Source organism: Burkholderia paludis, from assembly GCF_000732615.1.
Classification (GTDB): domain Bacteria; phylum Pseudomonadota; class Gammaproteobacteria; order Burkholderiales; family Burkholderiaceae; genus Burkholderia; species Burkholderia paludis.
The window spans coordinates 127,761-149,752 of sequence record NZ_JPGL01000015.1 but is presented as its reverse complement, the minus strand read 5'-3'; the positions used below and the strand labels follow the sequence as shown (position 1 = coordinate 149,752).

Here is a 21,992-nt window from a genome sequence, read left to right as displayed (position 1 = left end):
GTCAAAAATGCCGTTCGGCGCGCATCTGGCTACGCAACGACCGCTCGCATTACCTCTGTAAAACACGGTAATCTCTCGGTCTTGCCTGCTCCCGGCAGGCTTCAGACGCCCGATCACGCCAGGTATGTCCTCCATGACAGCGAACGTTTTCCTCCGCTGGGCGCGGGTGCGCCCGCTTTGCACGACGCTCGTCGCCTTCTGGTGCTGCACGGCCGCCGCACAACCGCTGCCGGCCGCCCAACCCGCCGCCGCCCCGATCGCCGCCGCAAGCGCGCCGGCTGTCGAGCCCGTCCAGTCCTGCAAGGCCGACGGCGGCCCGGCCGGCCGGCCGTCGGTCGGCCTCGTGCTGTCCGGCGGCGGCGCGCGCGGCTACGCACACCTCGGGGTCCTGAAGGTGCTGGAGGACAACCGGATTCCGATCGACTGCATCGCGGCCACCAGCATGGGCGCCGTGGTCGGCGGCCTGTATGCGAGCGGGATGGCCGCCGGCGAGATGCAGAAGCGGCTGTCGGAGGTCGACCTCGCGGATATCGCGTTCGACGTGACGGACCGCGCGGACCTGCCGCAAACCAGCCGGGAGGACGAACGCCTGTACATCAACGGGCTGACGCTCGGCTTCGGCAAGAAAGGCGTGAAGGCGCCGGTCGGCCTCGTGCAGGGCAACCGGCTGCAGGCGCTGCTCGCGGACTGGACGGCCGCCGTGCCGACCAACCAGCCGTTCGACCGCCTGCCGATCCCGTACCGCGCGGTCGCGACCGATCTGCAGACGGGCCAGATGGTGGTGCTCGACCACGGCTCGCTGCCGCTCGCGATCCGCGCGAGCATGGCGATGCCCGGCCTGTTCGCACCGGCCGAGATCAACGGGCGCGCGCTTGTGGATGGCGGCCTCGTCAGCAACCTGCCCGTCGACACCGTGCGGCAGATGGGCTCGAACGTCGTGATCGCCGTCGACATCGGTTCGCAACTGCGCCCGCTCGATGCGCTCGCGTCGCCCGCCGACGTGATGCAGCAGATGGTCGGCATCCTGATCCGCCAGAACGTGACCGCCCAGCGCAAGCAGCTCGACGCACAGGACGTGCTGCTCACGCCGGACCTCGGCTCGCTCGCGTTCACCGATTTCCAGAACGCGAAGCAGGCGATCGCCGCCGGCGCGGCCGCCGCCACCGCGGCGCTGCCGCGGCTCAGGCAATTCGCGCTTTCCCCTGAGGATTACGCCGTCTACCGGTCCGCGCACGCACAGCCGCTGCCGCCGCCGATCCGGATCACGCGCATCGTCATCCAGACCTCCGGCGGCGTGCCGAAGCGGGTCGTCAGCAACGCGCTGCACGTGAAGCCCGGCGACATCTACGACCCGAAGGAGGTCAGCCAGGACCTGCTCGGGCTGACGACGGGCGGCAACTTCGAGAGCGTCACGCAGCAGATCGTGAGCCACGGCGACGACAACGTGCTCGAGATCAACGCGCGGGAAAAATACTGGGGACCGAACTTCCTGCTGTTCGGGCTCGGCCTGTCGAGCAGTTCGACCGACGAAGGCGGCTTCCGCCTGCACGTCGGCTACCGGCGGCCGTGGCTCACCGAATCGGGGCTCGAATTCCGTGCGGATACGACGATCGGCAGCGACCTGCAGTCGGCGCGCGTCGAGTTGCGCCAGCCGCTGTCGTCGACCTACGGCTTCTACCTGTCGCCCTACGCCGAGTACCAGCGCCGCTACGCGAACCTGTACGACGACAGCGGCGACGTGAAGCTGACGCAGTACCAGATGCAGACGACCCGCGTCGGGATCGATTTCGGCCTGCCGATCGCGCGGCTCGGCGATTTCCGGATCGGTATCGGTTATTCGGCCGGGCATGGCACGCCGACCTACAACCTGCCGTTCGGCCTCGACGACGGCGGCCAGACGTTGCTGTGGCCGAGCTTCACGTCGCAGGCGCTGACGGCCCGCGCGCGGCTCGTGATCGATCAGCTCGACGATCCGATGTTCCCGCGCCGGGGCTACTACGCCGACCTGCGCGTCGAACGCTCGCTCATATCGAACAACAGCCAGTCGGCACAGGACTTCGCCGACAACATCTCCAACACGCCGTACACGGAGATCTACGGCAAGGCGATGGTCGCGCAGCAGTTCGGCCGGCACAGCATCAGCGCGACGATCGAGGGCGGCAAGAGCATCGGCGGCACCAACCTGATCAATGCGTTCAACTTCACGCTCGGCGGCTTCCAGCACCTGGCCGCCTACGCGGCCGACCAGTTGAACGGCAACGAACTCGCGTACGGGAACGTGACCTACATGAACCAGCTGATGTCGTTCAACGCATCGCCGGTCAAGGCCCTGTCGGTCGGCGCCAGCGCGGAAGTCGGCAACGTCTGGTCGAGCGGCGTGAAGGTCGGCGGCGGCGCCCTCAAGCAGAGCTATACGTTCTTCGTGAGCCTTTCGACGTCGTTCGGCCCCGTGTACATGGGCGTCGCGCTCGCCCCGAGCGGCCGGCGCAACTTCTACCTGCAGCTCGGCCGTACCTACTGAGTGCATGCGGATGCCGCTTCGGCGGCATCCGCGCATCCGTCGCGCCGCGCCGGCGGATCAGAAATCCGCCGCCATCGCGACCGCCCGCGCCCGCGCCCGCCCGATGCTGTCGCTGGCCATCGCATTCCACGTGTGTTCGACGGTCAGGCTTCTGACCTCCTGCACGCCGATGAACTTCAGCCAGAATTCGAGGTAGTCGGCCTGGTGCCGAAACCCCGGATTGTCGGCGCCCGCGCCGGTTTCCCGGCTTTGCCCGCGCACATGAATGACGAGCGCGCGCGGAATCTTCAGCAGCGGGCCGTAGGCGTTGCCGTCGAAGGTAAACAACATGTTCCGCTGGCTGACGAGATCGATCAGCTGCTTCAGCTTGTACGGATAGCCGAAATTCCACATCGGCACGCCGACGACGATCCGGTCCGCTTCCTGAAACCGCGTCACGAGCGACTGGATCCGCCGCCAGACCGACTGTTCGGCCTCATCCATCGGCGCGTTGGCGACGCCCTTGTACTTTGCGCCGATCGCGTCGCTGCCGAAGTCCGGCAAATCCTCTTCCCAGACGTTCAGCGTATCGACGTCGACCGGCGCGCCCGCATCGCGATACGCATCGACGAACGCGTTGGCGACAGCAACCGACGCCGACCTGGCGCCGCGGGGAGAAGACACGATATTCAATAACCGCATGATGGATGACCCGTGCTGAAAGGCATGAACAAAGGGGCGGCACGCATGGCGGCCCCGGCTTCGCTGCTGCGTTGCTGCATCGCGGGCTGCCCGCCTCGGCGTTCACGGCGCGGCCCGCCCAGATAGTTGCAATTGCAATCGTAATGCAAAGCGCGCACGCGCGGCAAACGAATCCTCATGCGATTGCGCCGGTGACGAAATCGGTACGGGGAAAGTGCGGCGGAAAAGGAACGACAGGACAGGAATGGCCGGGCAAGGCCGGCGCGGCGAGGAAGGACCTCGCGCGGCGTCCGGCTAGACCGGCCAGCTGATCTCGAAGCGCGCGCCGCCGAGTTCGACCGGATCGACCACCGCGATCCGCCCGTTGTGGGCGTGGAGCACCTGCCGCGTGATCGACAGGCCGAGCCCGTAGCCGCCGGTGCGGCGGTCGAGGCGCACGAACGCGTCGAAGATCCGCTCGCGCTCGCTCTCCGGCACGCCGGGGCCGTCGTCCTCGACGAAGATTTCGATGTTGCCGTGCACGAGCGAGATCCCGACGACGATCTGCGATTTCGCGTACTTGCTGGCATTGCGCAGCAGGTTGCGCATCGCGTACGACATCAGGCGCCGGTCCATCTTCACGCGCAGGTCCGACGCGATCGCGATGCGCGATTCGATCGCGCGCTCCGGATACAGCAACTGGGCGTCGCTGATCTGGTGCTCGAACCATGCAACGGGCGCCGTCATCTCGAGATTCGACTGCAGCGAGCTGTATTCGAGCCGCGCATACGTGAGGCTCATGTCGATCAGCTCCTCAAGTTCGGTCACGTCTTGCGCGATGCTTTCGAGCGCCCCGTGGTATTCCGCCGCGGAGCCGGGCTCGCGCAGCATTTCGAGCGCGAAACGCACGCGCGCGAGCGGCGTACGCAACTCGTGCGAGATGCCGTTCGTGAGATCGCGCTGCGCGGCGATCAGCCGCTCCATGCGCATCGCGAGTGCGTTCAGCGTCCGTGCGAGCGGACCGATGATCACGCTGTGCGATTCGCGCGCGCGTGTATTGAAGCGCCCGCCCGTGAAATCGATCGCGCGTTCGCGCACCATCACGAGATCCGACCACACGGGCCGCATCCAGCGGTACGCCGCGAGCGCGGGCGCGGCGAACACGAATACCAGCACGACCCAGATGTCGCCCGGCAGCGGGTCGAACGCGTGCCACACGACCTGCGGCGACAGTTCGACGCACAGCGCGAGCGCCGGCACGAGCGCGGTCAGCAGCACGAGCCCGAGCAGATGCAGATAGGTGCGCACGTACAGGCGCGACCAGCTCGGGATGCGGTCCGCGCGCGTGTCGGTCCACGCGCGGCGGAAATGCAGCCAGCGCCATTTGACGTAGCGCAGCGTCGGCAGCGGCGGTGCATCGGGGTGCGAACCGGTGCGTCGGATCATCGCGGCTCCCGGCCGGCCGGCGCAACGCCCGCAAGGATCGTGACGGCGTCGCGCGAAGGCAGTGTCATTCCCATGCGTGCTTGCTGAATTGGTAGCCCTTGCTGCGGATCGTCTTGATGCGCTGCGGGTTGCTCGCATCGTCGCGCAGCTTGCGGCGCAGCTTCGAGATGCGCCCGTCGATCGTCCGGTCGAGGCCGTCGAACTCGACGCCGCGCAACTGCAGCATCAGGTCGTCGCGGCTGACGACTTCGCCCGCATGGCACACCAGCGCCCACAGCAGGTCGAATTCGGCCGACGTCAGATCGGGCGTGCTGCCGTCGGGCAGCACGACCGTGCGGTCGGTGCGGTCGATCGAGAACTTGCCGAACGCGTAGCGCTCGGGCTGCGGTGCGGTGCTCTCGACCGCGCGCGCCGGCGCGCGGCGCAACTGCGCCTTGATCCGCGCGAGCAGGATGCGCGGCTCGACCGGCTTGTGCACGTAGTCGTCCGCGCCGAACTCGAGGCCGAGCAGTTCGTCGAACGGCTCGTCGCGGGCCGTCACCATGATGATCACGCCATCGTACTGCTTGCGCGCTTCACGGCAGATTTCGAAACCGTCCTTGCCTGGCAGGTTCACGTCGAGGATGACGAGATCGGGACGAAGGGACAGGATCGCCGGCACCGCGGCGTCACCATGCAGCACAGTATCGACGTCGTAGTCGTTCTTGCGCAGGTAGCCAGCGATCAGCGTGGACAAGCGGGTGTCGTCTTCGACGAGCAGGATGCGAAAAGACATGGGCAGCGGTCGGTTCAACGGGGAAGCCGAGGCGGCGCCGGCCGATGCCGGACGCCGGCCATTGGCCGAAACGTACCGCATGATACTGCGCCCGCCGGTTGCCCGTTTGGAGGTCTTGAAAATAACGGGGCGACATCACCCGTGCTTGACGAATCGGCGTGGGGACGGTTCCATACGGGCTCGCCGAAATCCGGACCGCGCCCCTACCCTGCCAGACGTGATGAATTACCAACCGATTCTCGAACGCATCCACACCGAACTCGCCCCCTGGATCGGCCAGGGGCGGGTTGCAGACTACATTCCCGAACTCGCGAAAGTGCCCGCCGACAAGTTCGGGATGGCCGTGGTGACGCTGGACGGAGCCGTTTGCACCGTCGGCGACGCGTACGAGCGCTTTTCGATCCAGAGCATTTCGAAGCTGTTCGCGTGCACGCTCGCCTTCCAGCTGCTGGGTGACGCGCTGTGGGAACGGGTCGGCCGCGAGCCGTCCGGCAACGCGTTCAATTCGCTGGTCCAGCTCGAAAGCGAGCGCGGCAAGCCGCGCAATCCGTTCATCAACGCCGGCGCGCTGGTCGTCACCGACGTGCTGTGCCGCCGCTTCGTGAAGGCCGAAACGGCGCTCGTGGAATTCGTGCGGCGGCTGATCGGCGCGACCGACATCGACTACGATTCGCGCGTCGCGCTGTCGGAGCTGCAGCACGCGGAACGCAATCGCGCGATGGCGCACTTCATGGCGAGCTTCGGCAACATGCAGATGCCGCCCGACACGGTGATCGATGCATATTGCCGGCAGTGTGCGATCACGATGAACTGCGTGGAACTCGCGCGCGCCGCGCTGTTCCTCGCGAACGGCGGCGTCGCGCCGGTGACGGGCGAGCAGATCGTCGACTCGAGTTCCGCGAAACGGCTGTCGGCGCTGATGCTGACCTGCGGCACCTACGATGCGGCCGGCGATTTCGTGTATCGCGTCGGGCTGCCGGCGAAAAGCGGTGTCGGGGGCGGGATTGTGGCGGTGCTGCCTGGGGAGATGGCGGTGTGCGTGTGGGCGCCGGGGCTCGATGCGAACGGGAATTCGCTGGCGGGGACGTTGGCGCTGGAGTGGTTGACGACTTATACCGGGAGGTCGATTTTTTGAGGGGGCGGAGTCGAGCGGGTCTCTTTCCGTATAACGGCGGGAGGGGAATCTTGGCGTGCTCAATGGGGGGGCCATTTGGCCGCAGTCGCCTCCGGGCAGCCCTTCACGCGCCCCTCACAAGCGGCCACTCAAAAATTTGTGCCGTATTTGCCATTGTCGACTACGCGTTTGCATTTCCGCAGGCGCGGAAGGCTTCGATGGATTCGACAACGGGCCTGAGGTAGCTGATGAAGGCGGAATACCCACCCACGCGACCAACAAAGATGGGAGCGTTTCCGACCAGCGAGAAACCAAACTCTCCCGTTTCGAGAAAACGAGCTGACTGGTAGTAGAAGACCCAGCCGACATCGAACTCTTGGGTGTATTTGTCGACGACAACCGCGTCGCTGCCTTCCCAACCCGCCTTGGTGATGGCGCGTTGCGCAACTTCCTTTGCTTGCTCGGCTGTTAGTTCCATCAGACGTTGGTGTGGTTGTATGTGCGAACCGATTGTCAACAATTCTGATACCGAAGTCGAATGGCCGATTGTGGCCGGATGGCGAACTTCGAGCGATCCCGTTTTAGGGCCGTTGGTAAGCTCGGGCTGCCAAAGCAAATTTTTCCGGTCACGTGAGCACGCAGCGGCACCTGCGACGGTCACTACAATGATGCAGTAGCCCGCACCTTAAGTGACAAGGCCCGGCGCCAAAAGCTACGTCAAGACCTACGCCTGCCCTTTTGGGGATTGGCCGTGACCGACCCTGAACGGCTCTTCAGATTCATCCAAAGCGGCCAATCGTTGTGACCTGCGGCGGGATTTTGTAGCCACGCTCGATGAGTATCTTGGCCCCGGCGCGACTGCGGAATCATTCCCGATTAAATCGCTTCTCGCGCAGCGTGCCGTTGGAACCTTCAATGGTGTCGTTCTGCCAAGGGCGGCAAGAACGGACACAGCGTGTACGATCTGGTCCTCAAGAAAACCATCCAAGGAGAGTGGAATGAATCCGGAACAGGCCCGAGCCGAAGAAACCCAGGCGATGGAGCGCATGGTGGCCGCCACGCTGCGCGTGCAGAGTACGTTCGCCTCGATGCAGAAGCAATTTCCGCCGCAAGGCAGCGGCGAGCCTTCGCCGTTCGCGCTGCAAACCTTTGATGCCGCCCTGCAGGAACTTGAAGACGCACAGGCCGCGTTCGATGCGCTGCTGAACGATCTGATCGACGGTAACCGCTAAAGGCTACGCCCTTATCTGCACCGATTGTCGACGATCTAAAAAGCTGTGTCGAACGGCCGTTCCTGGCCGGATGCCGCCGCTTGGCCTCCCCAACGCATGGCCGGATGGCGAACTTCGATCCCGTCCAGCCCACTGGTAAACTCGGGCGGCCAAAGCAACTTTTCCCGGTCACATGAGCACGCAACCCGCAGCAACACCTGCACCCGTCACCCCAACGATGCAGCAGTACCTGCGGCTTCTCTGATAAGGCCACGGGCGCAAACCTACGCCTGGACCTACGCCACACACTCCTTCTGACCTTCCTCTACCAATCGATGCCTATTCGCGCTCTATAGTCTGGCTCGGAGGCCAATGTTCTTTACATACCGTATCATTTCCGGGCCGACAGAATCCCTGGATCAAGACGGTCGCACGACCGGCTTCGTTCGCAACGTTTTTGTGTGTTATTGGCTCCGTGAACGTGTGAATTAGCTCATGGAACTCAAGTGCCGCGTGCTCAGCATAGAAGTTGTTGACCGAATTTGCCCGCGCACCGGCAAGCATCGCCTGAGCCTCTCGATTTGCCTCGCTTGACTCCTCGTCTCCATGTGCAATGACGAGAAAAGCGTTCAATGATAGAAAGTCATCTTTGTGTTCAATAAGCTTGATCAAGCGAGCTTTCTCGTCAGCTGATAGATCGAAGCTCCCCTCGTCGAAGCGAATCGATATTGCCTTCGAATACATGACCGGTAAGAATGCAGCGCCGTTCAATGCCCACGTCGACAGCCCGAGCGCCATTATTAATTTCAAAAATATTGCAATATTTTTCATTGTGCTTTTATTTTTTTGGGTTGATTTGTCATGCCCGTGCTTCGCTGCTGAAATCAACAGGGAAATCCTTGATTAAATGACCGTCATCCGTCTGGTCTATGCTGGTAGGGTTGGGCCAACTCTAATTGAGTGAACTCTGAGATTGTCGACGATTCAGGCACCCATGTTGAACGACCTGTGTTGGCCGGCAAGCGACCGCTCGCCGGCCGCGACGCCGTCAAACCTCGGTCTGCTCCGCCATCTCAAGGGCATCGTCGACCTCAATGCCGAGATAGCGCACCGTACTCTCCAACTTGGAATGTCCGAGCAGCAACTGCACCGCTCGAAGGTTCTTTGTCCGCCGATAGATCAGCGAAGCTTTCGTGCGGCGCGTCGTATGGGTACCGTATGCGGTGTCGTCCAGGCCAATCGATGCAATCCAGCGATGTACCAGCCGAGCATATTGCCGCGTCGACAGGTGCGGTGACGTATGCGCCCGGCTCGGGAACAGAAAATCCGCCGCCTTCAGTCCCCGCGCTTCGATCCATGCCTCGAGGCTCTCACGGGTCTGTTCCGTGATCTCGAATTGCACCGGCCGCTGGGTCTTCTGCTGCATGACAGTCGCCCTGGACGCCACATGGCTGCCGTGACGGACATCCTGGACCTGCAACCGCGTAAGGTCGCACGCTCGGAGCTTGCTATCAATTGCGAGATTGAACATCGCGAGCTCGCGAAGGTTCGACGCCATCTGGAGTCTCGTCCGGATCGCCCAGATTTCCCGGAGCTTTAACGGCTGCTTCTGCCCGGTGCAGCGTGCCCTTGTTCCACGGCACGCGGTGGACAACCACGACCCTCTCGGATTCCATGACAATTTCCTTTCAAGAGAATGGAGATTGAGTGTGCGCCGCGTCGGGCGGTCGCAACCCGACCCTGAAGAGACGGTCCGGTTTGCCGGAAGCGGCCATTCAACATTACACTTGGTCTACGACTTACCTTCCCCTATCGAGCTTTCTTTCGATCCCGCTTTATCATGGATGACTCCGCTCAAATCGACAAAATCGTGAAAGATTCGTTTGGCCTTTGGATTACGGGTCTTTTCAGCGCGATCAGCGGCAACTCACCGGGTATGGCCTTCCATAGCCATAGAGATGCATTCTTTCGAGTCGTCGAGCATCTTCTTCAGACGGGAAGGATCAAGTTCGTTGCCCCGGGCGCGGATTGCTATGTCTCGCCCGCACATCCGAATCCTCGATTTACGATCAACGATCACGAAGCCCAGTGGCACGCTTCGCCTGACGAGATCATCTCTTACCTCCGAGACAGGTGGCCGAAGGCCGCATGCCATGAGCACGATCTGCTACTGCTCGATTACTTTTACAGCATCCCGGCGGTGATATGGGTTGGCGACGATGGCACCTTGGCGGTATCTTGATCGGAGCGATCGCGGCAATTATTCGAAAAGCTGACCTAAGCCCGATTGATGACGATCTAGGCGGTGATTCCGGATGTCTGAAAGTGGCCGGATGCCGCCGGTCGCGACCGCCTGTAGCCGACCCGAAGCAGGCATTCAACACTGTCAGCACCAACGACCGCCTTTGCCCTGAAAGCAGGCGTGACTTTCATGGGCTCGCAACGTCTGGCCGGCTTCCCTCAGCTCGACAAGAATGGTAATGCTTGCTCGAGATCCGGAAAGACAAGAGCGCCGCGCGTTGTCAGGACGTCCGATTTTGGCGGAATGCCGATGCCAACAAATTCGAGGCCGAGATATTCGGCCACTTCAAGGTCCCAGCGCCCGTCTCCGACTGAAACGGTACGGCAAGCCGCTCCAACGCTATAGTGTCGCCGAGCACGCTCGACGGCGGCAGCGACAAGATCCGTACGCGAGGGATACTCGGACGCCGTAACAAGCAGGTCGTCGTCAAATGGGATACCGACAGCCCTCAGTTTCCGCTCGCTGACACGCCTCCCGCCCCCAGTCGCGAACACGATTCCCCATCCTGACGCCATAGCCTCCCGCACGAATATGCCCGCTCCACGGATTTCTCTGAGCTCTTGGCGGGAAAGCGCGTCCACAAAATGACGATCCACGTCCTGCTCGAACGACGCAACGGCCGATGCACTCATCGGACCCCAACCGTTGGACGATAGCGCGTGTGCGAGGATTCCCGTGTCGGTGTGATGTGGATAGCTCCCCCAGTCAGTGTCGAGGGCAGGCAGCCTCAAGGCCTGCATCGCAGCCAGGAACGCAGACTGATGCACTGCGACTGAATCCGTCAGCGTGCCGTCGATATCCAAAACGAGTATGCGTTCAGCTTTCATTAATCACCAGCAACGTGAAGGACATGGGAAACGAATGCCCGAAGCTTAGGGCAGCGGCCATTCTACGGTGAAACGTGAATGACCGGCGCGCGGCCGTACGCGAATGGCGGCCAGTGCTTTGCGGTTGACTGAAACCGGATCAACTGGGGGCAGTCGCCGGTCGCGACCGGGTGTAGTCGACCCTGAGCTGCCAGTCGTTGTGCTCGAAAGCGGCCATACAGGACGCAAGCAGAACAATAAAACATCCATTGACGGACTTAATAACTGAAGGCAGACTCACTATCTATGCAAGCCTTCACGTCCTTCGCCGTTGCGACCCACCATCATGCGCATTCCCATTCGGGACTACCGCTGGGGACGTGCATACGCTAGAAATTCGCAGCGACATGCGCTTCGAAGCCCCGCCGGCAACGACGGGGCTTTTGTCTTTTTTGGGTGCTCCATCGGTCGTCGGCTCAACTAGAGAGCAAAATCACATGACTTCTGTATCGAAAGCCTTTGCGACACCCCTCGACTTGTACAGAGCAATTTCACGTGTTTGGGCGGGAGACACGTCAAGCCCGACCGATGCTTGGTCACCATCGAATCCAGCGCAGAATCACTGCAGTGTCACCTCGCTTGTCGTCCAAGATTATTTCGGCGGTCAGATTCTCACTACGCGAACATCGGGTGGTAAGCACTTCTACAATCTCATCGACGGAAAGAAGTGGGATCTGACGGTGAGCCAGTTTGTCGAACCGGTACCGTATGACGACACTCAATCCACTCGCGATGAGGCATTGGCAGATACTTCGGAAAGAAAATACGAGCTTCTAACGTCCCGACTGGAAGAACTAGTTAGATAACGTGAATGCGCGAAGGATGTAACGCCACTTAGCATTGCGGCCTGCCGACGGCGATCATCGCCGTCGGTAGCATTCGACGTATCGGTAGAGCAGGTTGTTGACGATCTTGGCGGCAAGATCGAACGTCGGCTTGACCTGCGGCGGAATTTTGTAGCCAGTCAGGCAGTGAGTCTCGCGTCGATATTATCGGAATCAATCCCGCGAGGCGCTCGAGGACCAGGCACGCTGGCGCACTCGCCCGGCACTGCTCGGGAAATCCGGGCTTGCGATAGCTTGAATCGACCTGCAACAAGCGAATCGCCGCACCGACGAACATGATTCGCAAACGGCTCGCCATGCTTTCATCCGCCCTGCATCACGGTCATTCACCGGACGCGATCCCGTATACGTAAAGTTGCCGATCGTCCCGGGCTTCGAACCAGTTGAGTACCCGCAAGCTATCGGGTAACGCATCGGGGATGACTTTGCCGTAAGCATAAACACACGTCCCGTCCCGTGCATAGATGCTGCCTGCCAGATTCTGGAAGCTGTCGAGGTCAGCGCCGTCGATCCGGTCTGCCTGAAACCACACATTGTTGCGATCGATCGCATAGCTGAAGCCAATCGCGCGAAAGGTGGCGGGATCCGCACCTTCCAATACTTGCGCCTCCCACCACACGCTGAAGCCGTCGGTACAGAACGGCCCTGCCAGGCGCAGGGCATGAGCGGCGGAAGACGGCATGCGAACGAGCCGGGCGAGGTTTGAATCGTAGTGCCATAGTGCACCGCCATCACGAAAATAGCCCTGCCCGAGAAACTCGAACTGTTCCGGCACGGCATGTTCCAAAGGCGCGCCAAACCGGTATATCGCATTGCGACCGCGAGCGATCGCGCCTGGAGTGAAAAGGATGGTCACGTCGCCGGGAAGCTCCGGCATGCGTCTCATCCCATGCCACACATGCGTGGCATCTTCGTAATAGTCGCTACGGCTATCGATGCGCTTCAGCGTGGCAGGATCCACTTCATCCTGCTCCAGCCCGCTGCTGTCGAGTTGAGCAAACAACCCTCGCCGGCCAACGATGACGACGTCACCCACTACTTTGGGCTTTCCTTCCAGCTTTAGAATCAGTTGACCTTCACAATACAGATGTATCGCATCGGCCCAGAGTCGTCCTGCGAGCCGCCTGAAGGTGTAAGGGTCCGCCTCAGGTACCGGCACCGCGCTTTCGTCGTCGCGATCATTCCACAGCACGCGCTTACCGTCGGTAAAGTAATCGTCTCCGATCAAAACAGGATCATCCGGCGTTGCTCGACGGACAAATGAATTGCCCATTCGTTTAAAGCAAAGCACGATCTTGCGGTGATACAAGGCGGGATAATGGCGATACTGCTCCGGCATCCATTTCAGCAGCTTGACCAGCAACGGTTCGAGTTCATCAAGTGCATGCGGATGCGACGTCTCCACTGGCACGACCGCATGCCGGCGCATGATGGATGCGGAGATCTCCGCGAAGCTCCCGAAGGGATAGGTGCCGATCGCCAGGTAACCATCGTCGTCCATATCGGTGTATTGCGTCAGCAGTTCAAGCAGAGACACGACCGGGACCGTCGCAGATCCGCGGGCGCCGCTGTTACTCAGGAAGAATACGAGCGTTTGCGTGGCCGGTAGGTACTGGCAGATATACAGCGTCTCCTGCGGGTTCAGATCGGCTTCGTCAAGCATCCCGGCGAGCACATCGAGCACCTTGTTCCCCGGAGCTATGCTGTGCTTGAACCAGCGCGCCAGTGCCGCTTCGCTTAAACGTATCTGGGCCGCAACGGAAACCGATTCGCTCATGGTGACTGCCCATCCTGTTTCTTCGTTAAACTCAATAATAAAATCGGTGACCCGGATTTTCATCACCGATATTCGTTAATCTCTCAATTCGGCCTATCGCTCGATTGAAACGAAGCGCCGGCTCATTCCCAATCGATCCGGAAGGTTCATCGCATCCGGATAGACACACGCGGGCTATCCGCCCCCTCTTTTCCTGCCCCTCCTCAGGAAATTTATCCCGGCGCGCGGCGTCGAACGAACGCAGCGTCGTGGTTAGCACTCGCTTGGCGAAGGTCTCGTCCCAGTTCAAGGCCATAAGATCGTCGACGGCAAGTTGCTCGACAAAATTGCAGATCAGCGCCAACACGTAAAAATTTGCGTCGGTGCAATGCCATTCGTCGTAACCGGCATGTGAGGCGAGCATACGGAAATAACCCTCGCCATACTCGACCACCCGCCCGAACGCCTTGACGACATCGGCCTCGTTCGCCAATCCAAGCCTGCCGGCTAACGTCTCCAGTCGTGCAATGTCATCCATGTGCCAGGCGTCGAAACCCGATGGAAGGAATTGAGGGTTGCGTCTGCCCTGCTCGGGAAAAGGAAACTGACCGCGCTCGATGATGGCATGGAACTGGAGTCGGCTATCCGCTATAGCCAGGAGCACCTCATATTGCCCCGCTCCGAAGTTACCGCGGCCCTACGTCCGGGCCAGTTCGCGAGCGAGCGCCGGCTCGAAGAGCGTCTCCTGACCATCGTCGTGCACTCCGAACGCCTGAGCGCCCCTGAAACCAACGGCCAGCCAACCGTTCCAGACATTGCCCTTTCCGATAGTCGCCACACACAGATAGCACAACAGGAATCCTGAACAATCCTACGAATATCCTACAATCATCCGCTCAATTAATTTTTATCAATTTCCCAATATTCTTTCCGCATTTAAAGCTACGGTTGCGAATTTCCTCAATTTTCGAAGCAGCCGGGCTGACCCACTTGGCGGGCAGTTTGCAGGCGTAGTGAGTCGATATATTCGGCTCCCCATCGCCAGGATAATCGGTCCCGTCGTCATGTATAGCGCCGGTTAAAGCATTGATGCTTGTAATGGATTCCTTGGCGCCGCTTGCGGTGCCACCATACATGTCATATCCGTATTCATCCCATCCGGCCAGGACCCATTGTTTGTTACGTATTGTCAAACGCCATGTTTCAGACCACCGAAGTCGGCCACCACCACCCGAGTTCTGCACGATCAAGGAACCATGCTTGATGGTGAGCGGCTGGAACGGGTCGCCCTGGATGCCGCCGTCATCCGGTCCGAGCACGATGACGTCATTACCGAAGACCTGTTTTCCACCAACGAAGATGCGTAAGCGGCGACGCGAACCATGTGGCGCGCGAAGCACGTCAACGCACGCACTTATAGGGGGGCTTGTCCCTAGCGAACCGCGTACGCTGTCGTCGATCGAATATCCCGTGTCAAGCTCGCCACATGGGGACTCCGGCATGCCCGAGTCGACTGCACGCGCGGCTGTCGCAACCATGAAGGCGACAAGCGCGAGCATGCAGCGTTCGATATATCGCTTTCGACCCGCAGTGGCACTGGGTGTTGTTGCTCTCATTTCGGATGTCATTTCTGATTCGATGCAGGTTTTCGCGGCCAGCGACCCGACGCACACGTTTCAATTCAAAATGATCTTGACGTCGCTGCCGACTGACCGTTTGTGGCCGGTAGTCGTGGAAGCGACCGGTTGAATCCACCGCCCATTTCGGTCGTCCGACGCTCTGAAAAGTGGCCACACAATGCGCTTCGGGCAAGGTCTTTCGAGCTCAGCGCACCGGATGGCAACCGGCAGGCACATGCCATGACCACCGCCCCTGGGTCTTGATCAACCCTACGACCGCGTTCGGCGAATCCCGGCACGAGGCTTCAGCCTCGAGTTTGCCACTTTCGCCCCAGCGGGGGTTAGAGAGCTCGTGTAACGGAGCAGCGCCGACATTTCCGGACACGATGAAGCTATGGCCCTGCCACGACACCCGTCCATCATTCGCATAGCGAACCGCCCAATCCTCGCCATCAAGGCCATCTTCCTGCCCAATCGCCAGATAGGCACGACCATCAGGGGAGAAGATCACTTCTTGTCCCGCGGGCAATATCCGTCCAGTGCGTTCGTCAATCAGCTTGCCGGTAAATTCGTCCCCGTCGTCCCATCCAATCAGCGAGTACCCTCCCAGACTCCCGCAGAATGTGTAGGCGATGTTGTCAAGCCCAGCGGCCGGAATGTCCTTGAACAGTAATGCCTTCCCCGCGACATTGACGCGCAGAACATGTGGTGCAATTCTCTCTGCGAGTCCGTGCGACTCTGCCATAAGACGGGATTCCGCTGCCTTCTGGTTCAGAGTGCCTGCTTGCGCATCTGCACAATTCAACGTCAGAGTCGAAGCGCATGCGTGTGCGCACAACAGGCAGGAAGCAACGACCAACAACCGTGTTTTGAACGGCAAGGCAAAGCCCTCCTGATAGAGTGCGGCCTCCCGAACGCAGAAGGCGAGATAGAAATGATTCAGCGAGCGACGTCGAGTGGCTGCTCCTGGCCGGCAAGCGACCGCCCGCTGGCCACGATGCCGTCAAACCCCCGTCTGCTCCGTCGCCTCAAGGGCGTCGTTGACATCGATGCCGAGATAGCGAACCGTGCTTTCTAGCTTCGTATGGCCGAGTCGCAACCGCACCGCCCGGAGGCTTTTCGTCCGCAGATAGATCGGTGACGCTTTTGTGCGGCGCATCGTGTAGCGTATGCGGTATCGTCCGGGCCGACCGACGCAGCCCGGCAACGTATCAACCGGGCACATTGACGCGTCGGCAAATGCAGCGATGTAACAACCAGCTCGGAAGCAGGAAACCCGCCGCCTTCAGTCCTCGCGCTTCGATCCAAGCCCCGGGGTTCCGACGAATCTGTTCCGTGATCTCGAGTGCACCGGCTGCCGAGTCTTCTGCGCCATGATTGCCGCGCTGGAAGCCGAGTGGCTTCCGTGACGGACAGCCACTCGTTCATGCTGGCGCCAGATCAATAAAACGTAATTCGAAATCCAGATACCCCGTTACGCAGCACTACCCCCGATCGTTGCCGCCTTGGGATCGTCGCCGAAACGATTCTCTCCGACAGTACCAGGGATGAACAGATAGACCAGGTTAACGACCGGGCAGAGCAGCCACCAGCCGCTGTGATCCGTATCGTGCATGCGCCGTACTCCGACCGCAACGCTCGGAATCAAGAGCGCCAGGTTATAGAGTTGCGCCCAATTGACGAGCGCAACGTTTCCTACCCTTACAGCAATAAAACCCAGGATGGCACCGATTACCCCCGCAATAATTGTGTTGACCAGGAGGAACATCCAGTACTCTTTGCGACGTGCACGCCCGTTAAAAATAGCGTAATTTTTTAGAACCTTTAAATACCATTTCATTATTTTCTCGCTTTTACAATCCTGGCCCGGAACATTGGAATAATGATTCAGCACATCAACTGGCGCAATAGGGATTCCTGTTGCCATAAACATTTCTGACAATTGTCATGTCGATCTCGCCATGCCCGCCGCCAGATACTGACGACGGCTGGCACTGGCGTGAACGCCGCAAGCACTCTGCTAGTCGCGCGCTCCCCCAAAAAAACCACTGCGCCCGCTCATGGAGACTGCCCCACCTGCTCGCAAGCGAAGCCCAACACTATTGCCCGACGGCTCATCGTGGAATTCCGCCGTCGGCAATCACCCCGGCTCCACCACTTACCCGACTGTCCGAATTCACACAGCCACCTCTCGTTTGCACCGTCTGAGCCGGAACGACATTCGCCGCCGGCGCTTCGGTACCACGCGCAATTGCGATTCAAGACAATCCCGGCCTGCTTTTCTTGTAGAGATGGGCGGCACGCGTCAGCGTTTCGGGAGGAATCTTCAAGCCCGGCGCGACCGGAGAAAAATCCTGAACATGAAACTGATGGCCGTCCATGCGATAGAGGTCCAGCAGGTCATAGACATCGCCGGCAGTCCTGATCTGCGGCGCGCTGCCTTCCTGGAACGTGTTGAAGCGCGTATCCCACATCGCTTCGCAGGCAACGTCCGGATCCTCGTCATCGATACGGCGAGGCTGATCGGTCCACGCATATTCCAGGCTGCACATCTCCTGCACGACCACGGTTCTTGTCTTGCGCCCATCCTGCAACGGCAGCACGGCATCGCGCAGCCACCAGCGCCCGCTGTCGATGAACGCAGTTCCCCAGGAGACCGACTCGCCTCCGACACTCAACAGCACATAGCGACCATCACGACCGAAATACTGCAAGCCGTAGTCGTCGCCTCTCTTCGGTTGCCCGAACGTCGCGTCGTTCAGGTAGGCCAGTATCTGTTCTCGCGAGGGAAAGACGTGATTCATGCAATCGTCCACGGCGGATGCACCTTCCAGCCGGTCGCAACGATAGGCCGGCAGCGTATCGTGCCTGGGCCGCAGCACGTAACCGGCTCCGAGCGCCGCGATTGCTACGAAGGCAAACAGAAATTTCCGTATCCTCATGACCCTTGCCGTTCGATAGCCTCCGGTCGAACCGCGATGTTCCGGCTCGATCCCGCGTCGACCGGCACGATACGCGGTGGCGCAACCTCCCGCACGGAAGCCGCGCCGTCACAGGCATTCGATGAATCCGTCTTCGACGGGTTAGCCGCCGGGGCACACGGCCTGCGTAAACGCCGCAAGACCGCCGCCGGTTTCCGAGAAGCCATAGAAATTGACCGCGAGGTTGCCGACCCTGTCCTCGTCGCACACCTGAACCGGCCGCTGGCTGCCGAGATCGCAAAGCGCGCCGTAGCTGTCGGGATGCGAGTCGAGCGACACGATCCGCGAGCACGCACCGAGCGATTGCGTGATGCCGACCTTTCTCAGATCCTGCTGTATCTGCCGGGTCACGCGGGCAGCCGCTGCGACATCGCGGACATAGGTCGCGGAGCCGCCGTCGAAACGGATCGACGCGAGCGCCTTGATGCGCGCATCGTAGGCATCCCCGACACAGGCCGCCGTGGTACAGACGTCGCGCACGTGCCCGATCCATTGTTTCTGGATGGTGGTCAATTTCTGCTTGTCGATCGGCGCCGCATCGGCGATCGTCCAGCCATACAGCCGATTGAGCGCGGCATCGCGTGCCGTCAGGGACGGATTTGCACAGATCAGCTTCTCGACGCCGGAGCTCGCCGCCGCGCAATCGAGGCCTGCGGCAAAGGAGCCCGACGCCCACGTCATCGCACTCCACACGAACAGGACCTTCGCGGCATGAGGCATGCCACGCACGCCGACCGGCGCACCCGCATCCGGCAATCCCGACGATCTCTTCCTGGTTGCTCTCACGAACCCCTCCTTGAACAGCGCCGTCGATACGCGGCCGATACCGCAAGCCCGTCCCGTCAGTCGCGTGCCGCGTCATTTCTCGCTGAATCGGCCGCGCACGAGATACGCCAGCACCGCGAGAACCAGGCAGGCCGCGCAGGCCGGCCAGTACTCCACCCAAACCCACTCGTTTTGCTCGGCAACTGCGTACCATGCGAAACCGACGCACAGCAGACACTGCGCGATCAACAACAGGGCAACCTGCACTTTCCCCAGCAACCCCATGACGCGCACCACGGGCAACAAGGCTGCGGGAAGCAACAGATAACCCCAATAGAACGCCATCGTCGTCAGTTCATCCGTCGTGCGACGCACAAGATTCGACGCGTCGGCCGCCGTCAGCATCGCTCCGAACGACACCGCAACGAAAACCGCGGTACCGAATCGTACGCAATACGCTTCGCAAATGTCGCCATACTTTCCTCTCACGATCGCCCTCCCGTTCGACGATGCGACCCGCCCTTGTCGCTGCGAGTCGCGGCCGTGTATCGATTCGCGCGCCAGCGGCCTCCAGCGCGGTGAAGATCGATTCCGTCGACCTCCATCCCGGCGCCATCATCGCGCAAACGGGTCATGTGCACTCTTTTTCCTTGGCGAAGCTCGCAGGGGATACCGAACGTATCGAATTACGCGACTTTTTCGAGCGCACGGCAACACGGCATCGCCGTCACGATCTGGCCTGGCGCAAGTATTCGGTCGCCGGTCGGCGATACAGCAGACAGGCAAACAGCGCGAACAGCAGTGCCGAAGGAACGAGCGCGACGACCATGGTCATGTCGGTCGGCATGGTGACCGCCGAGATCGCCAGCCCCGCCACGCTCGCACCCACGTACAGCGTGCGCCCCCACTCTCGCCCCTTGAGTATCGCGACGCCGGCCACGATACATGACACCGCGACGATCAATCCGACCAGAATCGTCACGCCGGGCCTCACGCGGTATTGGCTGAGCAACTCGATCGCCAGCGGATTACTCAGCAAAAGCGGCAAGTAGACGAGATTCCCCACATCCAGTACGACAAGAAGCCAGCCCAGGATAGTCAGCGAAGTCGGTCTTTTCATTGCGCCTTCTTCCGTAGTTACCGTCATCGAACGCTCCAGTTTCCGGTCAGTTACTTCCGGCCCTCAGGTTTCGCCCCTTGCACGAGGCCTGATTCACCGGGTATCGCACTGCCGGCGCATCGCCCGCATGCGGGTCGCGCTCCTTACGCGGCGGGCGATCCGAGCATCGCCGTTCAGTCCGGCTTCGGCAACGCCTTGTCGGATTCGCAGCGTTTCCACGGAACGCCTTTGCCGGAATCGACCCGTGTAATCCTGGCGCGCCGCGCGTCCGTTTCCACATTCAGGCAAGCGCATCCGACCCGCGTGTCGAAATGCCTGAACATGTAACGCCGATCGGTTACAGACGGCAGGTTCTCGAGTCCATCGGCATCCTTTCCGCCTTGCCGGTTCGGCGTCTTGATCGTCCAAGTCGCGTCCTTGTCGATGAGTTCGAGGTCGTTCGGGGCCGAACTGATGTAATACCCGCAGCGTTGCTCCGCATGCACGGTCACGCATGAGAGCAGCAGCATCGCGCCGATTGCGGCGCCGATAGTGGCGCCGCCGGAATGTCGATTCATCGTGAAAACCCCGATCGAAATGTGACGTGATGAATCCCGCTCGATACCGGCCCCGATCTTCGCGCCGCCACCGGTCCGCGTTCGTCGCACGCCTATCCGCGAGCTCTCGCGTGCGGCCACTGCCTACTTGCCCGTGACGGGATCGCAGCCCGGCAGCGTGAAGCCGCTGTCCTGCACGCCGGACAGTTTCGCGCCCGAGCACGCCAGCACCGTATGGGTGTACGAGAAATGAGTCGGCACGCATCTGTACGATTCGCCGAATTGCTGCTCGACACCCCGCGTCGCCATACCGACCGTTGCCTCGTACCGCACCGTATCGGCACCCGTCGACACGACACCGTTCGTATCGAGTGTCTTTCGGCGCGTTCCACCGTTCTCCATCGGAACGTCGCCATCCGTCGTGCCATTCACGTCGTCGGCGTGAACCTGCTGCAGGTAGGCACGGCAGGACTCGAAGCTGTCGAAGTCACGCGATGGCAGCGCGCGCGGCGGGATGTGGCCGCTCGCCGACACCTGCGTCGACACTGATGCGCCTGCGATCGACACCGCGAACGCCAGCACGCGAGCGCGTCGGCACGCGAGCGTCGCCGCGCCGTTACGCCGTTGCGACGAATCGGTCACGCCGCCACCTTCAAGGTGCGCCCGCATCAGTTCGCTCCCGAAGAAGGGAAATACTCGCCATCCAGCGACCCGCTGGTGCCGCAGTAAGGCGCGTGCCAATCCTGCACGTTCGACGGAGGTTGCGTCTCGACTTTCAGTAACGGCCCGTCGCGGCTTAGCCGCACCACCGCGCCTCCGTCGACCTTCACCACCAGCTTGCCGTCGACGATCGCGCCAATACCGCCGGCATCGCAAACCCATCGCCCCATGTCTGGTTCGACCGTGTTGACCGATACCTTGTAGGCGCCGTCCGCCGCATCCACGACGACAAGACCGCCGACACTGCCCCAACGACCGGAAAAACCCGCCGGTGCGCGAGCAGGGATACCTCGCAGGAATCGGGTCCGGCTTTCCATGTTCTCGCGCAATCCCTTCTCGTCGGCGCGGCTCGAAGCATCGTGAAACGCCTGGTCGCGCGCAACGAGATAAGCCTTCTGATCCTCAACGAGCTTCCGGCCGGCATCGCGATCGAGACGCTCACGCGCGACACGGTATGCGTCGGCCATTGCGCGATCGGCCCCCGTCAGCGCAGGACTCCCGCAAATCGCGGTCTCGACACTCGTCGACGCATGCGCGCAGTCGAACGACGGTGCCGCGGCCCGGGATACGACCGGCAACACGAGCGCGATACCGAGCAGACATCCCGCCCACCCGGTGACAACCTGCTTCCCCATACCACCCACCTCACTGGATTCATATGACAGCCGCGCCGAACGACGACGCGCCCACACGGCCTGCGAACCGGCGTCATGTTCGACATCCCGCTTGAATGACGCTTGATTCAAGCCCATCCT

Annotated in this window: 24 protein-coding genes and 2 pseudogenes; 6 read left to right on the top strand and 20 right to left on the bottom strand. The window is 61.2% G+C overall.

The window, feature by feature from the left end; all coding sequences use genetic code 11:
* The first annotated feature begins 133 nt into the window (after nucleotides 1-133).
* Nucleotides 134-2,521: a patatin-like phospholipase family protein gene (locus GQ56_RS0111710; protein WP_031398831.1), complete on the top strand. Its 2,388-nt coding sequence runs from the start codon at nucleotides 134-136 to the stop codon at nucleotides 2,519-2,521.
* Nucleotides 2,522-2,578: 57 nt separating this feature from the next.
* On the opposite strand, the gene GQ56_RS0111705 is transcribed toward GQ56_RS0111710, so the two are convergent.
* The 3 genes from GQ56_RS0111705 to GQ56_RS0111695 form a co-directional block, all read right to left on the bottom strand.
* Nucleotides 2,579-3,202 carry an FMN-dependent NADH-azoreductase gene (locus tag GQ56_RS0111705; RefSeq protein ID WP_031398830.1) on the bottom strand — a complete coding sequence of 208 codons (624 nt, stop codon included), beginning with the start codon at nucleotides 3,200-3,202 and terminating at the stop codon, nucleotides 2,579-2,581.
* A gap of 294 nt (nucleotides 3,203-3,496) precedes the next feature.
* Complete coding sequence (locus tag GQ56_RS0111700; protein ID WP_031398829.1) at nucleotides 3,497-4,627, bottom strand: ATP-binding protein; 1,131 nt, start codon at nucleotides 4,625-4,627, stop codon at nucleotides 3,497-3,499.
* A gap of 64 nt (nucleotides 4,628-4,691) precedes the next feature.
* Complete coding sequence (locus tag GQ56_RS0111695) at nucleotides 4,692-5,402, bottom strand: response regulator (protein ID WP_031398828.1); 711 nt, start codon at nucleotides 5,400-5,402, stop codon at nucleotides 4,692-4,694.
* A 220-nt stretch (nucleotides 5,403-5,622) separates the two neighbouring features.
* Between GQ56_RS0111695 and GQ56_RS0111690 the strand changes: the two genes are divergently transcribed.
* Nucleotides 5,623-6,537, top strand: coding sequence for a glutaminase (locus tag GQ56_RS0111690; protein ID WP_031398827.1), 915 nt, complete (start codon nucleotides 5,623-5,625; stop codon nucleotides 6,535-6,537).
* Between the two features lie 160 nt (nucleotides 6,538-6,697).
* On the opposite strand, the gene GQ56_RS39310 is transcribed toward GQ56_RS0111690, so the two are convergent.
* A complete protein-coding gene (locus GQ56_RS39310) occupies nucleotides 6,698-6,994 on the bottom strand; it encodes a YrhB domain-containing protein (RefSeq protein ID WP_043301305.1) in 297 nt (98 codons plus the stop codon).
* Nucleotides 6,995-7,514: 520 nt separating this feature from the next.
* Between GQ56_RS39310 and GQ56_RS0111680 the strand changes: the two genes are divergently transcribed.
* The gene (locus tag GQ56_RS0111680) at nucleotides 7,515-7,748 is read left to right on the top strand and encodes a hypothetical protein (RefSeq protein WP_011549124.1); all 234 of its coding nucleotides are present in this window, start codon (nucleotides 7,515-7,517) and stop codon (nucleotides 7,746-7,748) included.
* A gap of 318 nt (nucleotides 7,749-8,066) precedes the next feature.
* On the opposite strand, the gene GQ56_RS44190 is transcribed toward GQ56_RS0111680, so the two are convergent.
* Together GQ56_RS44190 and GQ56_RS39305 are read right to left on the bottom strand one after the other, a co-directional pair.
* Nucleotides 8,067-8,615 carry a hypothetical protein gene (locus GQ56_RS44190; RefSeq protein ID WP_152601737.1) on the bottom strand — a complete coding sequence of 183 codons (549 nt, stop codon included), beginning with the start codon at nucleotides 8,613-8,615 and terminating at the stop codon, nucleotides 8,067-8,069.
* 160 nt (nucleotides 8,616-8,775) lie between these two features.
* A pseudogene (locus tag GQ56_RS39305) lies at nucleotides 8,776-9,403 on the bottom strand (tyrosine-type recombinase/integrase).
* Nucleotides 9,404-9,567: 164 nt separating this feature from the next.
* On the opposite strand from GQ56_RS39305, the gene GQ56_RS0111670 reads away from it, so the two are divergent.
* The gene (locus GQ56_RS0111670) at nucleotides 9,568-9,969 is read left to right on the top strand and encodes a hypothetical protein (protein WP_031398826.1); all 402 of its coding nucleotides are present in this window, start codon (nucleotides 9,568-9,570) and stop codon (nucleotides 9,967-9,969) included.
* A gap of 218 nt (nucleotides 9,970-10,187) precedes the next feature.
* Here GQ56_RS0111670 and GQ56_RS0111665 read toward each other — a convergent pair whose 3' ends face one another.
* On the bottom strand, nucleotides 10,188-10,856 hold the full coding sequence (locus tag GQ56_RS0111665; RefSeq protein ID WP_031398825.1) for an HAD family hydrolase: 669 nt from the start codon (nucleotides 10,854-10,856) through the stop codon (nucleotides 10,188-10,190).
* 359 nt (nucleotides 10,857-11,215) lie between these two features.
* On the opposite strand from GQ56_RS0111665, the gene GQ56_RS41130 reads away from it, so the two are divergent.
* On the top strand, nucleotides 11,216-11,701 hold the full coding sequence (locus tag GQ56_RS41130) for a YunG family protein (RefSeq protein WP_235212689.1): 486 nt from the start codon (nucleotides 11,216-11,218) through the stop codon (nucleotides 11,699-11,701).
* A gap of 361 nt (nucleotides 11,702-12,062) precedes the next feature.
* Here the strand turns inward: GQ56_RS41130 and GQ56_RS40120 are convergent, their stop codons facing one another.
* On the bottom strand, nucleotides 12,063-13,580 hold the full coding sequence (locus GQ56_RS40120) for a DKNYY domain-containing protein (RefSeq protein ID WP_081894896.1): 1,518 nt from the start codon (nucleotides 13,578-13,580) through the stop codon (nucleotides 12,063-12,065).
* Nucleotides 13,549-14,034 carry a hypothetical protein gene (locus tag GQ56_RS44185; protein WP_031398823.1) on the bottom strand — a complete coding sequence of 162 codons (486 nt, stop codon included), beginning with the start codon at nucleotides 14,032-14,034 and terminating at the stop codon, nucleotides 13,549-13,551. The genes GQ56_RS40120 and GQ56_RS44185 overlap by 32 nt, the downstream gene beginning before the upstream one ends.
* An 87-nt stretch (nucleotides 14,035-14,121) precedes the next feature.
* On the opposite strand from GQ56_RS44185, the gene GQ56_RS0111650 reads away from it, so the two are divergent.
* Entirely contained in the window at nucleotides 14,122-14,361 is a 240-nt protein-coding gene (locus tag GQ56_RS0111650) for a hypothetical protein (RefSeq protein ID WP_152601736.1), read from the top strand.
* A 31-nt stretch (nucleotides 14,362-14,392) separates the two neighbouring features.
* Here GQ56_RS0111650 and GQ56_RS44180 read toward each other — a convergent pair whose 3' ends face one another.
* The 11 genes and pseudogenes from GQ56_RS44180 to GQ56_RS0111600 form a co-directional block, all read right to left on the bottom strand.
* Nucleotides 14,393-15,055 (bottom strand): hypothetical protein, encoded by a 663-nt coding sequence (locus tag GQ56_RS44180; RefSeq protein ID WP_152601735.1) that lies wholly within the window; start codon nucleotides 15,053-15,055, stop codon nucleotides 14,393-14,395.
* Nucleotides 15,056-15,320: 265 nt separating this feature from the next.
* The gene (locus GQ56_RS44175) at nucleotides 15,321-15,860 is read right to left on the bottom strand and encodes a hypothetical protein (RefSeq protein WP_152601734.1); all 540 of its coding nucleotides are present in this window, start codon (nucleotides 15,858-15,860) and stop codon (nucleotides 15,321-15,323) included.
* A 258-nt stretch (nucleotides 15,861-16,118) separates the two neighbouring features.
* A pseudogene (locus GQ56_RS46490) lies at nucleotides 16,119-16,529 on the bottom strand (integrase); the annotation flags it as partial.
* Nucleotides 16,530-16,589: 60 nt separating this feature from the next.
* On the bottom strand, nucleotides 16,590-17,042 hold the full coding sequence (locus tag GQ56_RS0111635; RefSeq protein WP_265183111.1) for a DUF805 domain-containing protein: 453 nt from the start codon (nucleotides 17,040-17,042) through the stop codon (nucleotides 16,590-16,592).
* 331 nt (nucleotides 17,043-17,373) lie between these two features.
* Complete coding sequence (locus tag GQ56_RS0111630; RefSeq protein ID WP_031398820.1) at nucleotides 17,374-18,057, bottom strand: hypothetical protein; 684 nt, start codon at nucleotides 18,055-18,057, stop codon at nucleotides 17,374-17,376.
* Nucleotides 18,058-18,198: 141 nt separating this feature from the next.
* Nucleotides 18,199-18,882 carry a lysozyme inhibitor LprI family protein gene (locus tag GQ56_RS40115; RefSeq protein ID WP_152601733.1) on the bottom strand — a complete coding sequence of 228 codons (684 nt, stop codon included), beginning with the start codon at nucleotides 18,880-18,882 and terminating at the stop codon, nucleotides 18,199-18,201.
* 72 nt (nucleotides 18,883-18,954) lie between these two features.
* Nucleotides 18,955-19,350 (bottom strand): hypothetical protein, encoded by a 396-nt coding sequence (locus tag GQ56_RS0111620; RefSeq protein WP_152601732.1) that lies wholly within the window; start codon nucleotides 19,348-19,350, stop codon nucleotides 18,955-18,957.
* A 238-nt stretch (nucleotides 19,351-19,588) separates the two neighbouring features.
* Nucleotides 19,589-20,008: a hypothetical protein gene (locus tag GQ56_RS0111615; RefSeq protein WP_152601731.1), complete on the bottom strand. Its 420-nt coding sequence runs from the start codon at nucleotides 20,006-20,008 to the stop codon at nucleotides 19,589-19,591.
* Between the two features lie 146 nt (nucleotides 20,009-20,154).
* Nucleotides 20,155-20,538, bottom strand: coding sequence for a DUF4087 domain-containing protein (locus GQ56_RS0111610; protein ID WP_031398816.1), 384 nt, complete (start codon nucleotides 20,536-20,538; stop codon nucleotides 20,155-20,157).
* A 123-nt stretch (nucleotides 20,539-20,661) separates the two neighbouring features.
* Nucleotides 20,662-21,186, bottom strand: coding sequence for a hypothetical protein (locus GQ56_RS0111605; protein ID WP_031398815.1), 525 nt, complete (start codon nucleotides 21,184-21,186; stop codon nucleotides 20,662-20,664).
* Entirely contained in the window at nucleotides 21,186-21,872 is a 687-nt protein-coding gene (locus GQ56_RS0111600; protein WP_031398814.1) for a lysozyme inhibitor LprI family protein, read from the bottom strand. The genes GQ56_RS0111605 and GQ56_RS0111600 overlap by 1 nt, the downstream gene beginning before the upstream one ends.
* Between the last annotated feature and the right edge of the window lie 120 nt (nucleotides 21,873-21,992).